The following is a 14,850-nucleotide window of genomic DNA, read 5'->3' as shown; positions in this document are numbered from 1 at the left end:
CGCCGCAGTTGCAGAGTTTATTTTCCTAGCGTAGATGACATTTCTTCAGCATATCGATCGGTCATACCGGCCACATAATCGCACACACATCTTTCTAAACCTTCTTTTTCAATTCTTCTTTTATAAGTTTCAGGAATAGAATCAGGCTGTTTTCTAAAATGAAAGAATAATGTTTCTATAATATCTCTTCCTCTATCACTTGTGACAACTACGGAAGGATGTCTATATAGAGTTTTGTATAGAAAAGATTTTAATTCTCTGACCTTTTCCCCATAAGATGGCTCATAGGTTGCAATCCTTTTTCCTTCTTGGTAGGCAGTATTCAAATCATCTCTGTCTGAAATTTTCCAGTCGGAGATCCTAGATTCAATCGTTCTAATCATATTAGAGACCATACTATTTGTGAGTTCTCTAATGATTGTACGAACAAAAACTTTTCCGTCCAGTTTTGGGAACTTACCCTTAACCATTTCAGAAGTTTCTGACCAAAGAGAAAGTGAGTTCAGATCTTCTGCTTTTAGGTAACCCATTTCCAAACCATCATCTATATCATGACTTGTGTATGCGATCTCGTCTGCTACGTCCGCACATTGAGCTTCTAAGCTTGGACCCTCTTCTTTTCTTTCCTTTCCTAAATTGGAGCCTCCGTATTCTGCCCCATGTTTCATCATTCCTTTTAAGGTTTCTTTTGAAAGATTTAATCCTGGAAATTCCGGGTAACGTGTTTCAAGTATCGTAACAATTCTAACTGATTGTTTATTATGTTCGAATCCACCAAATTCTCCCATTAGATCAGAAAGCATATCTTGTCCTGCATGTCCAAAAGGTGTATGGCCCAGATCATGAGCAAGTGCGATCGTTTCTGCGAGTAAAGAGTTGAGTCCGAGTGCAGAAGCAATTGTTCTAGAAATTCCTGCAACTTCTAGAGTATGAGTGAGACGATTACGATAATTTTCCCCAACGGAATATACAAAAACTTGGGTCTTATATTGTAATCTCTTGAATGCGCTAGAGTGAACCACCCTATCTCTATCCCTTTGGAACGGGATACGGTACGGGTGTTCTTCTTCTTTGTATTCTCTTCCTCCAGTTTCGTCTTGTAAAACTGCATAACCAGCTAGTAGAGAATTTTCGGCATGGATGATTTGGTTTCTGTCTTTTTGCACCTGAAACCAATTTGGAACCTAAAAAGATCGAAAGCAAGCCAAACAAATCTAGTTTTTCGATTCCAATTTGCTCTGGATAAGTTTCACTGGTGCAATTCTACTCAGTAGATAGAAGTATTCATGGATCTAGTTAATATCCCGGATTTAGTCAATTTTTTCTCCCGCTTTGGGAATGAGTTTTCTTACTTAGCAGTTTTCTCCACTCTGATCTTATGCGGTTTCGGTCTTCCTATTCCTGAGGACATCTCTCTGGTTTCCGGAGGAGTTTTGGCTGGTTTAGGATACGCAAATGAACATGTAATGTTCGGCGTAGGAATGGCAGGAGTTCTTGTAGGAGACGGTTCTGTATTTTTACTCGGAAGAGTTTTCGGGGAGAAAGTATTACAAATTCCTTTCATCGCCAAGTTTTTAACCCCAGAAAGATTTTCTAAAGTACAGGAGAAGTTTTCCCAATACGGAAACTGGGTAGTATTCATGGCGAGGTTTATGCCTGGCTTAAGAATGCCAATTTATCTAACGGCTGGTACCTCGGACCGTATTTCTTTCTTTAGATTTTTGTTTTTGGATATGTTTGCCGCCGCGATTTCTGTTCCGATCTGGGTCTATCTTGGACATTATGGTGCAAAAAATTTAGATCAGCTAGGCAACTTAGTCCACCAAGGTCAAATTACAGTCTTTGCATTATTAGGAATTCTTGTATTAGCGCTGGTTCTATATTTCACGATCAAAAAGAAACGTTCCGGGAAATAATACTTTTACTCGACATAATTTTGTGAATCTATACAGTTTGGTTAGATATGGATGTTCTAACCCAACCTGTGTTGGTGCTGAACGCGACCTATGTCCCGGTTGCGATCCGAACCGTTAAAGACGCCGTTATCCTTCTCGTTCTCAGAAAAGCAGAACTCATTAAAGACGAAAAAGGTCTTTTTATCAGGTCTGAAAAACTCAAACTTTCCACCCCCAGGATTATCCTACTCACAGACTATTATAAAGTCCCTAAACGTAAGCATAAACTCTCTAGAGAAAATATATTTTTGAGAGATGATCATGAGTGTGTGTACTGTAGACGTAAATTACCTTCTTCCAAACTCACCTTGGATCACGTAATCCCTAAAAGTCGCTGGGAAGAAATTCCCCGGGAAAAAAAACCAAAGGATTACCATACCTGGGAAAATCTGGTCACTGCCTGTAAAGACTGTAATTCCAGAAAAGGAAACAAACTTCTGCAGGAACTCAAGTGGGAGATTCCTGAAAATCGATCGACAAACAAGAGACGTTTTCCACAATTTTCAGTATCCACCCAATTGGTCGAAAAATTCGGCTGGGCGGACTATATACGCGGCTAAATGAATCTTTTTTTAACCAGAAGAATCCACACATTCTTCTTTATCTTATCACTAATCCTTTCCTTATTCTCTTGTTATAATTATTCCACGAATCGGGTAGTTACTACTCCGCCTACTTTAGTAGGGATCACTCTGATCGGCACAGGAGTTTACGAGCTTAGATTGAGAGCTGGAAACCCAGAAGCATTTTTTAGTGGTTATACTTTATATACAGGAAATACCGCGGACGCATCTAGGAACCCTGCTGATTTTTCTTCCGGAAAAGCATGCCAGCTTCCTTTAAGTATTCTTCCGAACCAACCAAAAGAATATTCGATAGAAGTAAATCCAACTGCTGGGCCTCTTGCAGTTCCAGGTCCTGGAGAAAATACAAACAGGGTCTGTAAAATTGTGGCTACTTTAAATTCAGGAGATTACGTAACTCTTAGATCTTCTGTGATCTCTTTGGATTTGAATAGTGGAACTAAAGATATTTATGTATTCTCCATGCCTTCGAATACATTACAAGTTCCTTAATCTTTAAACCAGACACTTATCTTTTTAAGAGTAGTTTCAGTATCTTCTTTCCAGATACTTTTAGGAAATTTTGCTAAAAACTCTTCCAACTCGTTTTTAGCAGTTTCTAATTCTTGTCTTAAGCGTAGAAGAGCAGGATTGTCTTCCTTCTTGAGATATACTGGATTTCCGTCAGTGAACTGAAAATATCTTTCGATAGCCTGAGCAGCTTTCTGTTTGGCCAGTTTATAAAATTGGAATCCTTCCGGATCTTCTTTAGAATTTTCTAAAATTGCAAAAGATTCGTCTTGGAGAGAAGAAAGTAATACATCTCTCAGCTGGACTAATTCCTTAAACATGATATCCGTTTCGTATTCTCCAGAATCTGGATGATACTTACGAGAGAGTTCCCGGAATCTGCTCCGGACTAGATTTGCGTCGAATTTTTTGGGGAGTCCGTAAAAGTCCAGGGCACGGCTCAGCAGGTCCCCGTCTTCCAACCTAACTTCCTATGAGCTAGGAATTTTTTGAGTTGGATCTTGGATTGAACCATATTCAACTCTTTGCGATATTCCTGCAGAATGATCTCCATTTTTTCCCCTACTTGAGAATTCAAATCCCTGGACTCCTCCAATTTTTGGAAGATTGTATCAGAGAGTCGAATAATTTCTAAGGTTTGAGGAGAAGATTCTTCTAATTGTTCGATCTTACGATCTAGTCGTTTCATCTTTTCGACTAGGTCTGAATTTTGGAGTTCCAGTTTGGCAGTACCTTCTCCATCACCAAAACCAAGAATTTCCAATTGGCGTTTTTGGAGTTGGATCAATTTATCTAAAAAGGAAATTTTTTCCTCATAGAGTGAGGAAAGTTTTTCTTCCCTAACGTTTAGACTTTTAATACCCCTACCCGCCATACTGATCTTAACCTTGGAGAGAGAGACCGGTTCTTGGAGAACCAGCGGAAGGCATAGGGACTACGGAAGAAGTTTTTTCTTTCTTCTCAATTTCTTCCCAAGCAAGTTTTAGATCTTCCAAATATTTGATGATTTCGGAAATGATCTCGCTGTCCTTCTTCATGTTTGCTTCTAATAAGCGCTTTTTAATATAAACATAAATACCAAGAAGATTGTTTGCAACCTCTCCCCCGTTCTCCATGTTTAGAGCGAGCATCAGTTCAGTCACAATCTCTTGGGCTTTTAGGATATTATTATTCACCACGTCGTACTTGCGGGGTGTATTATTCTCGATGGCAACGTTCAGGAAGCGAATCGCCCCTTCATATAACATCACGATAAGCCGGCCCTGGCTCACAGTAGAAATTTCATTGGATTTATACTGTTCGACGGACGCCGTCGATTTTCTAGCAAGTGACATGTGTCTCTCCTGAAATACTTTTCGACAAAATTCCGGACCGCCTTAACGTGGACTGGTAATTCTTATCGTATCGGATGCGAAAATTCTTGGCAAGTCTGATTCCCAAACCCAGAAAAAAGCTTGTCTTTTTGGCCTCCGGGCGGGGGAGCAACCTAGAAGCTGTCCTTCAGGCGATCCAAAAGGGAAAAATCCCCGGAAATCCGGCTTTTCTAGTCACAGACAACCCGGAAGCCCTATCTATCCAGATCGCAGCCCGCTTTAATGTCCCGGCCAAGGTCTTAGACTTCAAATCTTACTCCAAAAAAGAAGAATATCATCTGGACCTTCTCCGCACCCTGGAAGAAATTTCTCCGGACCTGATCGTGGCCTGCGGGTACATGAGAATTCTAAAACCAGAAATCATCCGAGCGTTTCGAAATAGGATTATCAATATACACCCTTCTCTTCTTCCCTCCTTTACTGGTTTGCATGCTCAAAAGCAGGCATTCGATTATGGGGTGAAGTTTGCGGGTTGCACCGCTCATTTTGTGGACGAAGGTGTGGATTCTGGTCCTATCATTTTGCAGGGTATTGTTAAAATCGAGGAAGGAATGACCGAAAGAGAATTGACTCTTGCCATTCTCAAAGAGGAACATAAAATCCTGCCCCTCGCGGTTAAACATTTCTGCGAAGATCGGCTCCTCATTAAAGACAGGAAGGTCTCAATCCTCTAGCATGATCAAAATCACTCGCGCCCTTATTTCAGTTAGCGATAAAACAGGACTTATCGGATTCGCCAAGTACCTGGAATCCAAAGGAGTGGAAATCATTTCCACTGGTGGAACCCTCAAAACACTTACCGAAAACGGAATCAAAGCAATCGCAATAGACGATTATACCGGATTTCCAGAAATTTTGGACGGAAGAGTAAAAACTCTCCACCCTAAGGTTCACGGAGGACTTTTAGGTGTGACTTCCAAACCAGAACATAGACAGAAGATGGAAGAATTAAAAATTCCAAAGATCGATCTGGTAGTTGTGAACTTATACCCATTCGTTCAGACTGTTTCCAAACCTGGTGTTCATCTAGACGAAGCAATAGAAAATATTGATATTGGCGGACCTTCTATGATCCGTTCTGCGAGTAAGAACTACAGACATACAGTAGTAGTTACAGATCCGAACGATTATAAAACGGTGGAAGAATCCATGAAGGTAAACGACGGTTCCGTCGATGCGGACACTTCTTTCCTTCTAATGAGAAAAGCGTTCTCTCATACTGCAATGTACGATACTGCGATCTCTTCTTGGTTCAATAAACTTGCCGGGGAGAAGTTCCCAGACATCCTAAATCTTTCCTTCACCAAAAAACAAAAACTCAGATACGGAGAAAACCCTCACCAAGGTGCCGCATTCTATGAGCCTTTGTTTACAAAGAGCGAATTTTCTCCTCTCCAAGGAAAAGAATTATCTTTTAATAATATGTTGGATTTTGATGCGGCATTCCATATTTCCGCACTTCTTCCTAACAATACTGTATGTATCATCAAACATTTGAATCCTTGCGGAATCGCATATGCGGATGACACATTAGAAGCTTTCCGTTTGGCGAAGAGGACTGATCCTATTTCTGCATTCGGTGGTATCATAGGTATCAAGGGAACTGTCACTGGAGAACTCGCGGTTCTAATCGGAGAAACTTTCGTAGAAGGTGTGATCGCTCAGAAATTCGAACCTGCTGCTTTAGAATATTTCTCTAAGAAGCCGAATGTTCGCCTGATTGAGATTGCAGATTTCCAAGAAGCTTTGGATGAAATGGATTTGAGACCTATTCATCATGGAATTCTTCTACAAGATAGAGACTATGCAACCATCACAGAAAAAGATCTGAAGATCGTTTCTAAAAAACAACCTACTGAAGAAGATATCAGAGGTCTGATGTTTGCTTGGTCCACTGTAAAATTTATCAAGTCAAACGCGATTGTTTATACAGAAGAGAACGCAACCCTAGGAATTGGCGCAGGACAAATGTCTAGAGTGGATTCAGTTCAATTAGGTGCGACCAAGGCTCTAAATGTTGGACTTTCAGTTGTAGGCTCTTATGTAGCGAGTGATGCATTCTTTCCATTCAGAGATGGAATAGATGCAATTGCAAAAGTAGGAGCAAAAGCAATCATCCAACCCGGAGGATCTATCCGGGACGAAGAAGTGATCAAGGCAGCTGATGAGCATGGATTGATCATGGTGTTCACCGGCATGAGGCATTTTAGGCATTAAGATGGAATTCTTTCTCTACCTGATCTATTTAGTTATTACGTTAGTAGTCGTTTCTTTAGGGGACTATTATTTCGGACTCCTGCATTTGAGTGGAAAGGATACTTTCGAAAAACAGGAACTGACAGATTGGGCGAGAATTATTCCTTCTAAGATCGTTTCCATTTTTGAATCTGCGGGAAGTCTTCAATATGGACTTCTCGCATTCGGACTCTCTGCATTCTTTGCATATGTCTGGACTCTGACCGGAGGGCTTATAGGTTCTCCTCATTATACGGATTCTTTTGGAAATTATTTCTTTCTATCCTTTTTGATGCCGGTGCTTATGCTCGCATTTTACTCTTTTATCTCTTCCGAAGTTTTAAGAGCAGCCAGGATCTCAAGAAACAGCGGATCCTTTTTAGCAAGACTGCTAAACCAAGAGATCCCACTACTTTCTGGGATCTTTATCTCAGTGATCGCTTCGAATCTGGCGGTTTACGGCCTCTACCATGAGATTTCCTTTTTATTTGTTCTTCCGAATGTTCTGGCCCTAATGATCCTTCTTATCTTAAGATGGAACGGAAAGGTGAAATTCGGGGGAATTCGTGTGGACAGAGAGGAAGAAGATGGAGAGGATTTGGGGGAAGATTCCTAATTCTTGTTTGGTTTTCTGCCGATAGTTAAAGAATGAAAGTGCAATCCATTTTCCTGTTCTTATTCTCACTACTCCTTCCTTGGAGTTCCGTATTTTCTCAATTTCCTGGAGATAATTCCAGAAATAACGGCGCAAGACCCACCTTAGACGGATTTGCAGAAGTCTCCTGGGAAGCATCTTATGGGCAAGTCAGAGACAAATTTTTATCCTTAGCAGCTAATCCTCAGAGCGATGAAAAGATAGAAGTAGTTCATGAAGATAAAGAGAAGTCCCTACTTGTAAGAAGAAATGGGATCTTCTACCTATACCGTTTTTATTCCACTCCTAAATTGGTGCTTGATTCTCGTCCTAAGGATAAGAATCAGCCTCGCCCTGAAAAAGAAACTTCTCCTGATGAAGACGAACATTTGGAGCCAGGTAAATTATTCTCAGTTGGAGTCTCTTTCCGTTATCTTCCTGGTAAAGAGGTTCAGTCCAAGCTCGAGAATAAATACGGAAAACCCAAAAAAGAGACCTTCGATGATAAAAAAATCGGAGGAGCTGTAATTTGGGAATTAACCGACGAAAGACAGGCACCTCCAGCAGGCGGGTTTATTGTCCAGTGGAAGGAAGCTTATAAAAAACAACCTTTTACCAGAAGAGTGGATTATTTCAGCTCCAAGGTTAAGGCCCAGATCGAAAAAGAATACAAAGAGTTCTTCTCCGCTGAAGAAATCAAAACTTTAAGAGATCTGATCCCGTAAGAAATCCTTGACCGAGGGCCCTAAAGGCCGCCACTATCCAGAGAGATTCAAAATCTTTCGGAGCATTACGTGGAATTATATTTAGATACAGCCAATGTGGACGAGATCAAAGAGATCGCGTCCTACGGTCTTTTGGACGGAGTTACTACAAACCCTTCTTTGATCGCTAAATCAGGTCGTAGTTTTAAAGAAGTGATCAAAGAGATCTGTGCAATCGTACCTGGCCCTGTAAGCGCAGAAGTTCTCGCAACCAAACATGAGGACATGTTAAAAGAAGCAGACGAACTTGTAAAGATCGCTCCAAACGTAGTCATCAAGGTTCCTTTAATTCCAGAAGGATTAAAAACTGTAGTAAAACTTACTGAGAAAGGAATTCCTACAAACGTAACTCTTTGTTTTTCCGCTCCTCAGGCTCTTCTTGCAGCAAAAGCAGGAGCAACTTATATTTCTCCTTTTATTGGTCGTGTAGACGATACTTCTTGGGATGGAATGGAACTGATCTCTGAGATCAGAGAGATCTATGATAACTACGGTTATGAAACTAAGATTTTAGCTGCTTCTATCAGAGGACCAATCCACTTGAAAGAATCTGCTCTACGCGGAGCTGATTGTGCTACTATGCCAATCTCTGCTTACCAGCAGTTATTCAAACATCCATTAACCGATATCGGTTTGGAAAAATTCTTAGAAGACGCTAAGAAGCTTAAGTGGTAATCTTTCACTGATCACTTTCTCACGCTAAGTCGCTAAGAATAAAAGGTCTTGGTTTTCAAAGTCCCGAAACTTTCCTTAGCGTTCTTGGCGTCTTTGCGTGAACTAACCTCCCTTAGGGAAGTTTTTTCTTTCCTGTATAGTCGTTCATTAAAATTTCAGACTGTTCTAATATACAAAAAACACTTTGGTGAGAGCCATCATAATATAGATCGCAAGAACTCAGAGTATTCATATCCGCCGCAGACGCGCCGTATTTGAAAGCAAGTTCCCTGACTCTAGGCCACCAGGATTTTTCGAGTCCTAGTTCGTAATAACCTTCTCTATACCCAGGATACACTTTAGGCCAGATCAAATAAACTTTGACTCCTTCCTTCTCCGCTAGTTTTAAGAATTCTTCCACGATGAAAAATTCAGTCTCTCCTAGGGTGAATCCGGAAAGATAGATACTTTTTAAACGAAGGGCATCCTTTTCTAGTTTTTTAGGATTATTACTCGCACTTGCATACGCAAGTTGTTCCCCATTTCCAAGTTCCAGGATCATGTTTTCTTGATTTTGATCTGCTCTGTACTCTTTGAGTTTTCTGCCAGTTAGCCTGGACCAAAAAAGTTTAAAACCTGGTTTGATCTTTCGGATGCTAAAAATTTTCTCCTTCCAGATTTCCAATTTATCTGAAAAAGAAAACTTCTCCCAATATGTGCTCTTAAATTCTTCGTCGGCACCTAGTCTTAAAAAAGGTTCGTATAATAAACCCTTAGAATCATCAAAACCTTCGGGACTAATCACATAAAAGACAACTTTTGGTTTAATCCCTGCTTCTATAATTTTACGGAACCAGTAGAAACCGTAAGCAGGAACAGCTTGTGGTCCCGAAAAATTATATACTGTCCAATCATTCGCTAAAGAAGTAGGAAGTGTTTTGATAGAATATGGATAAGCTCTAGAATCTCCGAATGCCAAAAGTAAATTTTTGTCTTTAAGAGATCCGTCTTTTTGGAGTCTCTCAAATAGATGTTTTCTTTGGGTATAATAGACAGGATTTCCTTCTTGGTAAAAAGAAGTTTGGAAAAAATCCAAAAGGAAAATTTTATCCGCAAAGAATAAAACAATTAGAAAGATTAAAGGAAGATAGATATATTTCTTTTTCATTATATTTCTCAGAATTGTCCGTAAAAGAAATCAGCGTTTCCACTAGGTACGGCGAGTAAGACCAAGATCCATACGATAGGAAGAAGTAGCGCTTTCCACTTAAACTCGACCTTAAATTTTTCAGGCCATTCTTCGGCAGAATGGAATAAGATAGCGACTAAGAGTGCAAAAATACAAGGCTCCATATTCGGGAAGGCAATTCCATTCGACCAAACGAATATTCTCATTACAGCCGCCACGGCTGAACCGAAATCAGGAGTGAAGAATAAGATCCAAGAGATACTGTAGATATGTAGAACGAATAAATATGTAATTATCCTTTTTACATAAGGGATCTCAGGTAGGATCTTGATCTTCCAATCGGTTAATACTCTTTCGATAGAAAGATATAAACCTGTCAAAACTCCCCAAAGAAGATAATTTAAATTTGCTCCGTGCCAAAGCCCACCTAGACCAAATGCGACTAGATAATTAAAACAAGTACGTATTGTCCCACTTCTGGAACCGCCAAGTGGAATGTACAAGTAATCTCGGATCCAAAAAGAGAAGGTCAAATGCCATCTTCTCCAAAAATCCCCAAATCCAGTAAAGAAGAATGGAGCCCTGAAGTTTTGGGGAAGAGTAAATCCTAAAAGTTTTCCCATTCCTCTTGCGATGTCTGTTAACCCTGAAAAATCTAAGTATAGATAGATCGCAAAGAAATATATCGTACTTAAAAGTGCTGCTCCAGAAAAAGCAGATGTTTCTGCAAATACTTGGAAGATGGATCCAGACATTAAAACGGAAACCACAGACTTTTTAAAAAGACCTATGACCACGAGCCATAGTCCGTCCACCATATCTTCTTTTTCCATTTTAGGAGAATCGAATTGGGTTGTTACATCGTTAAATCTTAAGATAGGACCTGCGATCATTACAGGAAAAAGGAAAATATAAGAAGCTAATTTAAAAAATCCAATCTCTTCTGTGATCACCCCTTTTCTCTTATCTACTAAAAGTGAAATGAATTGGAATGTATAATAACTGATGGTTAGAGGAAGAACTACTTCAAATCCGGCCCAGTCCAAAGACTTAGAAAGTATTCCATCCAAGCTGACTTTGTTTTGGAAATCAGGAATTCCTAAAAATATTCCGACTATATCTGCGAAAAAATAGAAATATTTAAAAAAAGCTAAATTAAGAACATTAAATCCAATAGAAACATATAAGAACCATTTTTTAGCTAAGAAAAACCGAATGAATGCCCAGTTAATCGCCACCACAAGAATGAGATGGAATAAAAACTTCCAAGAAGAGAATGCGTAAAATAACGCGGAGCTTAAGATTAAAAAATGTTTCTTCCATCGATCTGGAAGATTCCAATACACCAGAAAGACTAGGCAGAAAAAAAATAAAAATTCTAAACTGGTAAAATTCATGGTCTCCAAACTTTAGGATCCAGTAAGACGAACTTACCTTCTCCGATTTTCAATTTTTCCAAAGATAGTTTTCCGATACGAATTCTTTGTAGATCGATCACTCTTCCGCCAAGGATAGAGAACATCCTACGGATCTGGCGTTTTCTTCCTTGTTTTAAGATCACTCTGAACTTGGAAGATTCTTCCCCTTTTACTAAGGATGTAACCTTCTCCGCTTTTAAAAATTCTCCCTCGTCGATAAATCCCTTAGTGAATCTGTCCTTTACTTCTTTGGCATCCAATTCTTCTTCTAAGATTACTTCGTATTCTTTTTCGGAACCTTCGGATGGATGAGTGATCTCTTGGACTAAGTTTCCTTGGTCGGATAAAAGAAGAAGACCCCTGGAATCCAGGTCCAATCTTCCTGCGATAAAAAGTTTTCCGTACTTTTTAGGGAGTAATTCAAAAACTGTATTAGAATGAAAACGATCGCTATGAGAGCAAAGAAAACCTTTAGGTTTGTTTAGTGCGAGAAACACAGATTCAGTAGGAGGAACTAATTTTTTATTTCCAACCTGCACTATATCAGAACCGACCCGGATCTTTGTGCTTAGATTCTTTTCGACGGCACCGTTAACTTTCACTTTGCCGGAAAGGATCAATTCTTCTACCTTTCTGCGAGATCCTAGGCCGCAGTCTGCCAGGAATCTGTTGATTCGGATCTCTTTGGAGGATTCTTCCCCCGATTTTTCTTTTGCGATTTTTTCGCCCAACTTGCCCTCAGACTTGGAAAGGTCCTCTCCAGATTCGGACACCCGCCTATTTCCGGCTACCCAAAACACTTGACTCTTTTAGGACTTGGACGGAGGCTTTAAGGGTGAATCCTCTCAAAAAGAAGCCCAGATCCAATGCTTACCAACCCGCTCCCGAAAAACCGGACTGGTTAAAGGTTAGGCTTCCTTTCCGTGAAAAGGAAAATCCGGTCGATTTCGTCCGTAGTTCCGTCGAGGGAGGAAAACTAAATACAGTCTGCGAAAGTGCTTCTTGCCCTAATCTGAATCATTGTTGGTCCAGAAAAACCGCAACTTATATGCTCGCAGGTGATATTTGCACAAGACGTTGTTCCTATTGTGATGTTGCTTTTGGAAAACCACTCGCCTTAGATCCGGAAGAACCGTTAAGAGTGGCAGAGTCTGCGAAGGTTTTAGGCCTTAAGCATGTAGTAATCACATCAGTTAACAGAGATGATCTATCAGATGGAGCCGCTGCTCATTACAAAAAAACTGTAGAGTTAATCCGAGAAAGATTGCCTGAATGCAAAATTGAAATTTTAGTACCAGACTTTAAAATGAAGGAAGAAAACTTAGAGATCGTTTATTCTTCCAAACCAGACATATTCAATCATAACCTAGAAACCGTAGAGAGATTATTTCCTACTGTAGCTCCTGCAAAAAAATACGAAAGATCCTTGGATGTTCTTCAGCATGCGTCTGAAAAAGGACTTTTAACTAAAAGTGGACTCATCCTAGGACTAGGCGAAACATTAGAAGAAGTCCATCAAACTTTAAAAGATCTCAGATCAGTCGGAGTGCAGATGATTACCTTAGGACAATATCTTCAACCAACTCCTACACATCTTCCTGTGAGCGAATATATTCGACCTGAAGTATTTAAAGATCTGAAAGAATTCGGAAAAGCCTTAGGATTCAGAACTGTATTCTCAGGACCTTTGGTCAGAAGTTCTTATCACGCGGACGAGCAAGTGCCGTGGTTCGAAAATTAAAAAGAGTCAAAGATAAACTGCCGGATATTCCGGATACTGGAGAGATGAAAAAGATCATCTTCCATTCTATTTTATCTTATCTTTCCAAACAGAATGGTCATGTTTCCAAAATGGAGATCAAAGACATTCTATTTGATTCAATTAGTTTGATCCCCGGTTTCAGAGTGGAATGGGGAGAGATCCAAAAATTTGGTAAAAGTAAACTGCTAGTGAATTATAAAGACAAACTTCTAGTTTTAGATCTAGAAGAAATTTCGAATATGATCCTAAAACTCTGGGATCATTACCTGGATACTCATCCTCATCATAAGCCCAGGTAAGAGCCGCAGAGCATATTAGAGACGCTAAGTTTTTTCTCACGCAGAGTCGCGGAGCCGCAGAGAGATATTTTGGAATAGAAGTTTTCTAAAACTCTGCGCCTTGGCGTCTCTGTGTGGAAATAAAGCACTGCGTCTCAACAAAAACTCCGTGTCTCTAAATAGAAAAACCCGAGCCACCTTGCGGTAACCCGGGATTTTTCCACCTTTAAGCTTGTGCCTGTGGATTAGTTTTCGGATTTAGTTTGGAAGTCGTAGATAACTTCTTTTACATCATCCTGGTTGATCTTCTTAATACCATCTTCGGTATGGACGATCATTGTGCTACCTTGCTGGTCTACGATCGCTCCGATGATGGTAGTTTTGCCATCAGCCAATACGATTTTTTCCAGTTTCTCGTAGTAGTTTACAAGATCCTTATTGGTTTTCAGGTTTTTAGGAGCAGAAACAAGAACGTTCTTGAATCTTTTTAGCTCATCAGCCTGACGCTTAGCTAATTCTTCTTCAATTTTCTTTCTCTCAGCTTCGTTAGCAGCGTTTGTAGCTTCATCGATTTTTCCAGACTTAGGATCGATATTCAGTTTTACTAATTTATCGGTAGTGTCTTTGTCCAGAGTAACGATAGTTCTGATCTCTTCTTCTTCGGTTTTGGAAACTCCTGCGCCGGTTAGTTTAGTAACCGCTTTAGGAATGTCTTTCTCCAAAGTAGCGTCTAGCTTAGTAAGTTCTTTCTCACCGAATTTTTTATCAGGAGCTTTTACTATGGAAGACTCGTCTTTTTCTAAGATAACTTCAGCTTTGTCTAAAGAAGCTTTGATCTTTTGTAATTCTGCATTCGCAGAAATCTCTTCAGCAGTTGCACCTTCCAGAGCGCGAACTCTTGGAGATACTGCAACGGATCCTTCTAATACTTTTACAACAGATCTGTCGTTTTTAGTACGATCCACAACGAAAGAAGTTCCTCTAACTCCCGCAATTGCGGTTGGAGTTACTACAGAGAACTGATCGTCTTTACTTGCTTTATTTACTTTAGCGAAAACTTTTCCAGAAACTAAAGACAATCTAGTGTCAGTGTTTCCTTGGGTATTCAAAGCGAGAGCGGAGAATTCCAAGCTAGATTTTTCAGCTAAACGAACCGCTGATCCATCAGAGAATTGGATATCGACTTTCGCTTTTGCCTTGGTTTCAACTTTGTCCCCTTCTTTTAGGACAGTTCCAAGACTAGCTTTGTCTTCAGTTAAGTCAGCGTGTTGGATTTTTGCTTCCCCTACGCTAAATACTACGATTGCCGATGGTTGGCTCTGTTTTGCGTTCGCGGAATCCGCGTTCTCCGCAGGCTTTTTACAAGCTCCGGATGTCAACAGACCGACCACTAGGACGGCCGATGCAACGGAAATGATCTTATTCATACCCCTATCCTTCTTTGATCGAGATTAATCAGAAACCGCGGTGGAGGCAGTCCGATCTATATTGGGT

At 40.2% G+C, this 14,850-nt stretch carries 18 protein-coding genes; 10 read left to right on the top strand and 8 right to left on the bottom strand.

Annotation, left to right across the window (positions count from 1 at the left end):
- Positions 1 to 17: 17 nt before the first annotated feature.
- Positions 18 to 1,166, bottom strand: coding sequence for a deoxyguanosinetriphosphate triphosphohydrolase (locus tag EHQ52_RS17755; protein ID WP_135616534.1), 1,149 nt, complete (start codon positions 1,164 to 1,166; stop codon positions 18 to 20).
- 120 nt (positions 1,167 to 1,286) lie between these two features.
- Here EHQ52_RS17755 and EHQ52_RS17750 point away from each other — a divergent pair, with 120 nt between their 5' ends.
- The 3 genes from EHQ52_RS17750 to EHQ52_RS17740 are packed head-to-tail and all read left to right on the top strand — an operon-like array spanning position 1,287 to position 3,031.
- Entirely contained in the window at positions 1,287 to 1,916 is a 630-nt protein-coding gene (locus EHQ52_RS17750; protein WP_135616532.1) for a DedA family protein, read from the top strand.
- A gap of 47 nt (positions 1,917 to 1,963) precedes the next feature.
- Entirely contained in the window at positions 1,964 to 2,515 is a 552-nt protein-coding gene (locus tag EHQ52_RS17745; RefSeq protein ID WP_135616530.1) for an HNH endonuclease, read from the top strand.
- The gene (locus tag EHQ52_RS17740) at positions 2,516 to 3,031 is read left to right on the top strand and encodes an LIC11661 family lipoprotein (RefSeq protein ID WP_135616528.1); all 516 of its coding nucleotides are present in this window, start codon (positions 2,516 to 2,518) and stop codon (positions 3,029 to 3,031) included.
- On the opposite strand, the gene EHQ52_RS17735 is transcribed toward EHQ52_RS17740, so the two are convergent.
- From EHQ52_RS17735 to fliS, 3 genes are read right to left on the bottom strand one after another with little or no spacing between them, the layout of a single operon-like run.
- Positions 3,028 to 3,510: a molecular chaperone DnaJ gene (locus EHQ52_RS17735; protein ID WP_135616526.1), complete on the bottom strand. Its 483-nt coding sequence runs from the start codon at positions 3,508 to 3,510 to the stop codon at positions 3,028 to 3,030. The genes EHQ52_RS17740 and EHQ52_RS17735 overlap by 4 nt on opposite strands.
- Positions 3,489 to 3,923 (bottom strand): hypothetical protein, encoded by a 435-nt coding sequence (locus EHQ52_RS17730; protein WP_135616523.1) that lies wholly within the window; start codon positions 3,921 to 3,923, stop codon positions 3,489 to 3,491. Before EHQ52_RS17730 ends, EHQ52_RS17735 begins: the two co-directional genes overlap by 22 nt.
- Before the next feature lie 7 nt (positions 3,924 to 3,930).
- Positions 3,931 to 4,383, bottom strand: a complete 453-nt coding sequence (gene fliS, locus EHQ52_RS17725) for a flagellar export chaperone FliS (protein ID WP_135616521.1) — start codon at positions 4,381 to 4,383, stop codon at positions 3,931 to 3,933.
- An 86-nt stretch (positions 4,384 to 4,469) separates the two neighbouring features.
- Between fliS and purN the strand changes: the two genes are divergently transcribed.
- From purN to fsa, 5 genes are all read left to right on the top strand, one after another.
- On the top strand, positions 4,470 to 5,096 hold the full coding sequence (purN, locus tag EHQ52_RS17720) for a phosphoribosylglycinamide formyltransferase (RefSeq protein WP_135616519.1): 627 nt from the start codon (positions 4,470 to 4,472) through the stop codon (positions 5,094 to 5,096).
- 1 nt (position 5,097) lies between these two features.
- Positions 5,098 to 6,639, top strand: coding sequence for a bifunctional phosphoribosylaminoimidazolecarboxamide formyltransferase/IMP cyclohydrolase (purH, locus tag EHQ52_RS17715; protein ID WP_135616517.1), 1,542 nt, complete (start codon positions 5,098 to 5,100; stop codon positions 6,637 to 6,639).
- A gap of 1 nt (position 6,640) precedes the next feature.
- Entirely contained in the window at positions 6,641 to 7,273 is a 633-nt protein-coding gene (locus EHQ52_RS17710; RefSeq protein ID WP_135616515.1) for a hypothetical protein, read from the top strand.
- A gap of 32 nt (positions 7,274 to 7,305) precedes the next feature.
- Complete coding sequence (locus EHQ52_RS17705; protein ID WP_135616514.1) at positions 7,306 to 8,016, top strand: hypothetical protein; 711 nt, start codon at positions 7,306 to 7,308, stop codon at positions 8,014 to 8,016.
- Positions 8,017 to 8,085: 69 nt separating this feature from the next.
- Complete coding sequence (gene fsa / locus EHQ52_RS17700; protein ID WP_100707267.1) at positions 8,086 to 8,730, top strand: fructose-6-phosphate aldolase; 645 nt, start codon at positions 8,086 to 8,088, stop codon at positions 8,728 to 8,730.
- 112 nt (positions 8,731 to 8,842) lie between these two features.
- Here fsa and EHQ52_RS17695 read toward each other — a convergent pair whose 3' ends face one another.
- The 3 genes from EHQ52_RS17695 to EHQ52_RS17685 are packed head-to-tail and all read right to left on the bottom strand — an operon-like array spanning position 8,843 to position 12,047.
- The gene (locus EHQ52_RS17695) at positions 8,843 to 9,877 is read right to left on the bottom strand and encodes a DUF1574 domain-containing protein (RefSeq protein WP_135616512.1); all 1,035 of its coding nucleotides are present in this window, start codon (positions 9,875 to 9,877) and stop codon (positions 8,843 to 8,845) included.
- An 8-nt stretch (positions 9,878 to 9,885) separates the two neighbouring features.
- Positions 9,886 to 11,295: an MBOAT family O-acyltransferase gene (locus tag EHQ52_RS17690; RefSeq protein WP_135616511.1), complete on the bottom strand. Its 1,410-nt coding sequence runs from the start codon at positions 11,293 to 11,295 to the stop codon at positions 9,886 to 9,888.
- Positions 11,292 to 12,047 (bottom strand): pseudouridine synthase, encoded by a 756-nt coding sequence (locus tag EHQ52_RS17685; protein WP_135616601.1) that lies wholly within the window; start codon positions 12,045 to 12,047, stop codon positions 11,292 to 11,294. Before EHQ52_RS17685 ends, EHQ52_RS17690 begins: the two co-directional genes overlap by 4 nt.
- Before the next feature lie 104 nt (positions 12,048 to 12,151).
- Here EHQ52_RS17685 and lipA point away from each other — a divergent pair, with 104 nt between their 5' ends.
- Both lipA and EHQ52_RS17675 read left to right on the top strand, forming a co-directional pair.
- The gene (lipA, locus tag EHQ52_RS17680; RefSeq protein ID WP_135616509.1) at positions 12,152 to 13,057 is read left to right on the top strand and encodes a lipoyl synthase; all 906 of its coding nucleotides are present in this window, start codon (positions 12,152 to 12,154) and stop codon (positions 13,055 to 13,057) included.
- Positions 13,042 to 13,377 (top strand): hypothetical protein, encoded by a 336-nt coding sequence (locus EHQ52_RS17675; protein ID WP_135616508.1) that lies wholly within the window; start codon positions 13,042 to 13,044, stop codon positions 13,375 to 13,377. The genes lipA and EHQ52_RS17675 overlap by 16 nt, the downstream gene beginning before the upstream one ends.
- A gap of 224 nt (positions 13,378 to 13,601) precedes the next feature.
- On the opposite strand, the gene EHQ52_RS17670 is transcribed toward EHQ52_RS17675, so the two are convergent.
- Entirely contained in the window at positions 13,602 to 14,783 is a 1,182-nt protein-coding gene (locus tag EHQ52_RS17670; RefSeq protein ID WP_135616506.1) for a lipoprotein LipL45, read from the bottom strand.
- Between the last annotated feature and the right edge of the window lie 67 nt (positions 14,784 to 14,850).

This window comes from Leptospira koniambonensis (genome assembly GCF_004769555.1).
GTDB classification, from domain to species: domain Bacteria; phylum Spirochaetota; class Leptospiria; order Leptospirales; family Leptospiraceae; genus Leptospira_B; species Leptospira_B koniambonensis.
The sequence above is the reverse complement of the archived record's forward strand: the minus strand, read 5'-3'. Positions and strand labels throughout refer to the sequence as shown.

What these genes read in the sequence shown, in the direction of transcription:
- EHQ52_RS17750 (WP_135616532.1), top strand. Translation starts at nt 1,287, where the DNA reads ATGGATCTAGTTAATATCCCGGATTTAGTCAATTTTTTCTCCCGCTTT.
- EHQ52_RS17745 (WP_135616530.1), top strand. Translation starts at nt 1,964, where the DNA reads ATGGATGTTCTAACCCAACCTGTGTTGGTGCTGAACGCGACCTATGTC.
- EHQ52_RS17740 (WP_135616528.1), top strand. Translation starts at nt 2,516, where the DNA reads ATGAATCTTTTTTTAACCAGAAGAATCCACACATTCTTCTTTATCTTA.
- EHQ52_RS17730 (WP_135616523.1), bottom strand. Translation starts at nt 3,923, where the DNA reads ATGGCGGGTAGGGGTATTAAAAGTCTAAACGTTAGGGAAGAAAAACTT.
- fliS (WP_135616521.1), bottom strand. Translation starts at nt 4,383, where the DNA reads ATGTCACTTGCTAGAAAATCGACGGCGTCCGTCGAACAGTATAAATCC.
- purH (WP_135616517.1), top strand. Translation starts at nt 5,098, where the DNA reads ATGATCAAAATCACTCGCGCCCTTATTTCAGTTAGCGATAAAACAGGA.
- EHQ52_RS17710 (WP_135616515.1), top strand. Translation starts at nt 6,641, where the DNA reads ATGGAATTCTTTCTCTACCTGATCTATTTAGTTATTACGTTAGTAGTC.
- EHQ52_RS17705 (WP_135616514.1), top strand. Translation starts at nt 7,306, where the DNA reads ATGAAAGTGCAATCCATTTTCCTGTTCTTATTCTCACTACTCCTTCCT.
- EHQ52_RS17695 (WP_135616512.1), bottom strand. Translation starts at nt 9,877, where the DNA reads ATGAAAAAGAAATATATCTATCTTCCTTTAATCTTTCTAATTGTTTTA.
- EHQ52_RS17690 (WP_135616511.1), bottom strand. Translation starts at nt 11,295, where the DNA reads ATGAATTTTACCAGTTTAGAATTTTTATTTTTTTTCTGCCTAGTCTTT.
- EHQ52_RS17670 (WP_135616506.1), bottom strand. Translation starts at nt 14,783, where the DNA reads ATGAATAAGATCATTTCCGTTGCATCGGCCGTCCTAGTGGTCGGTCTG.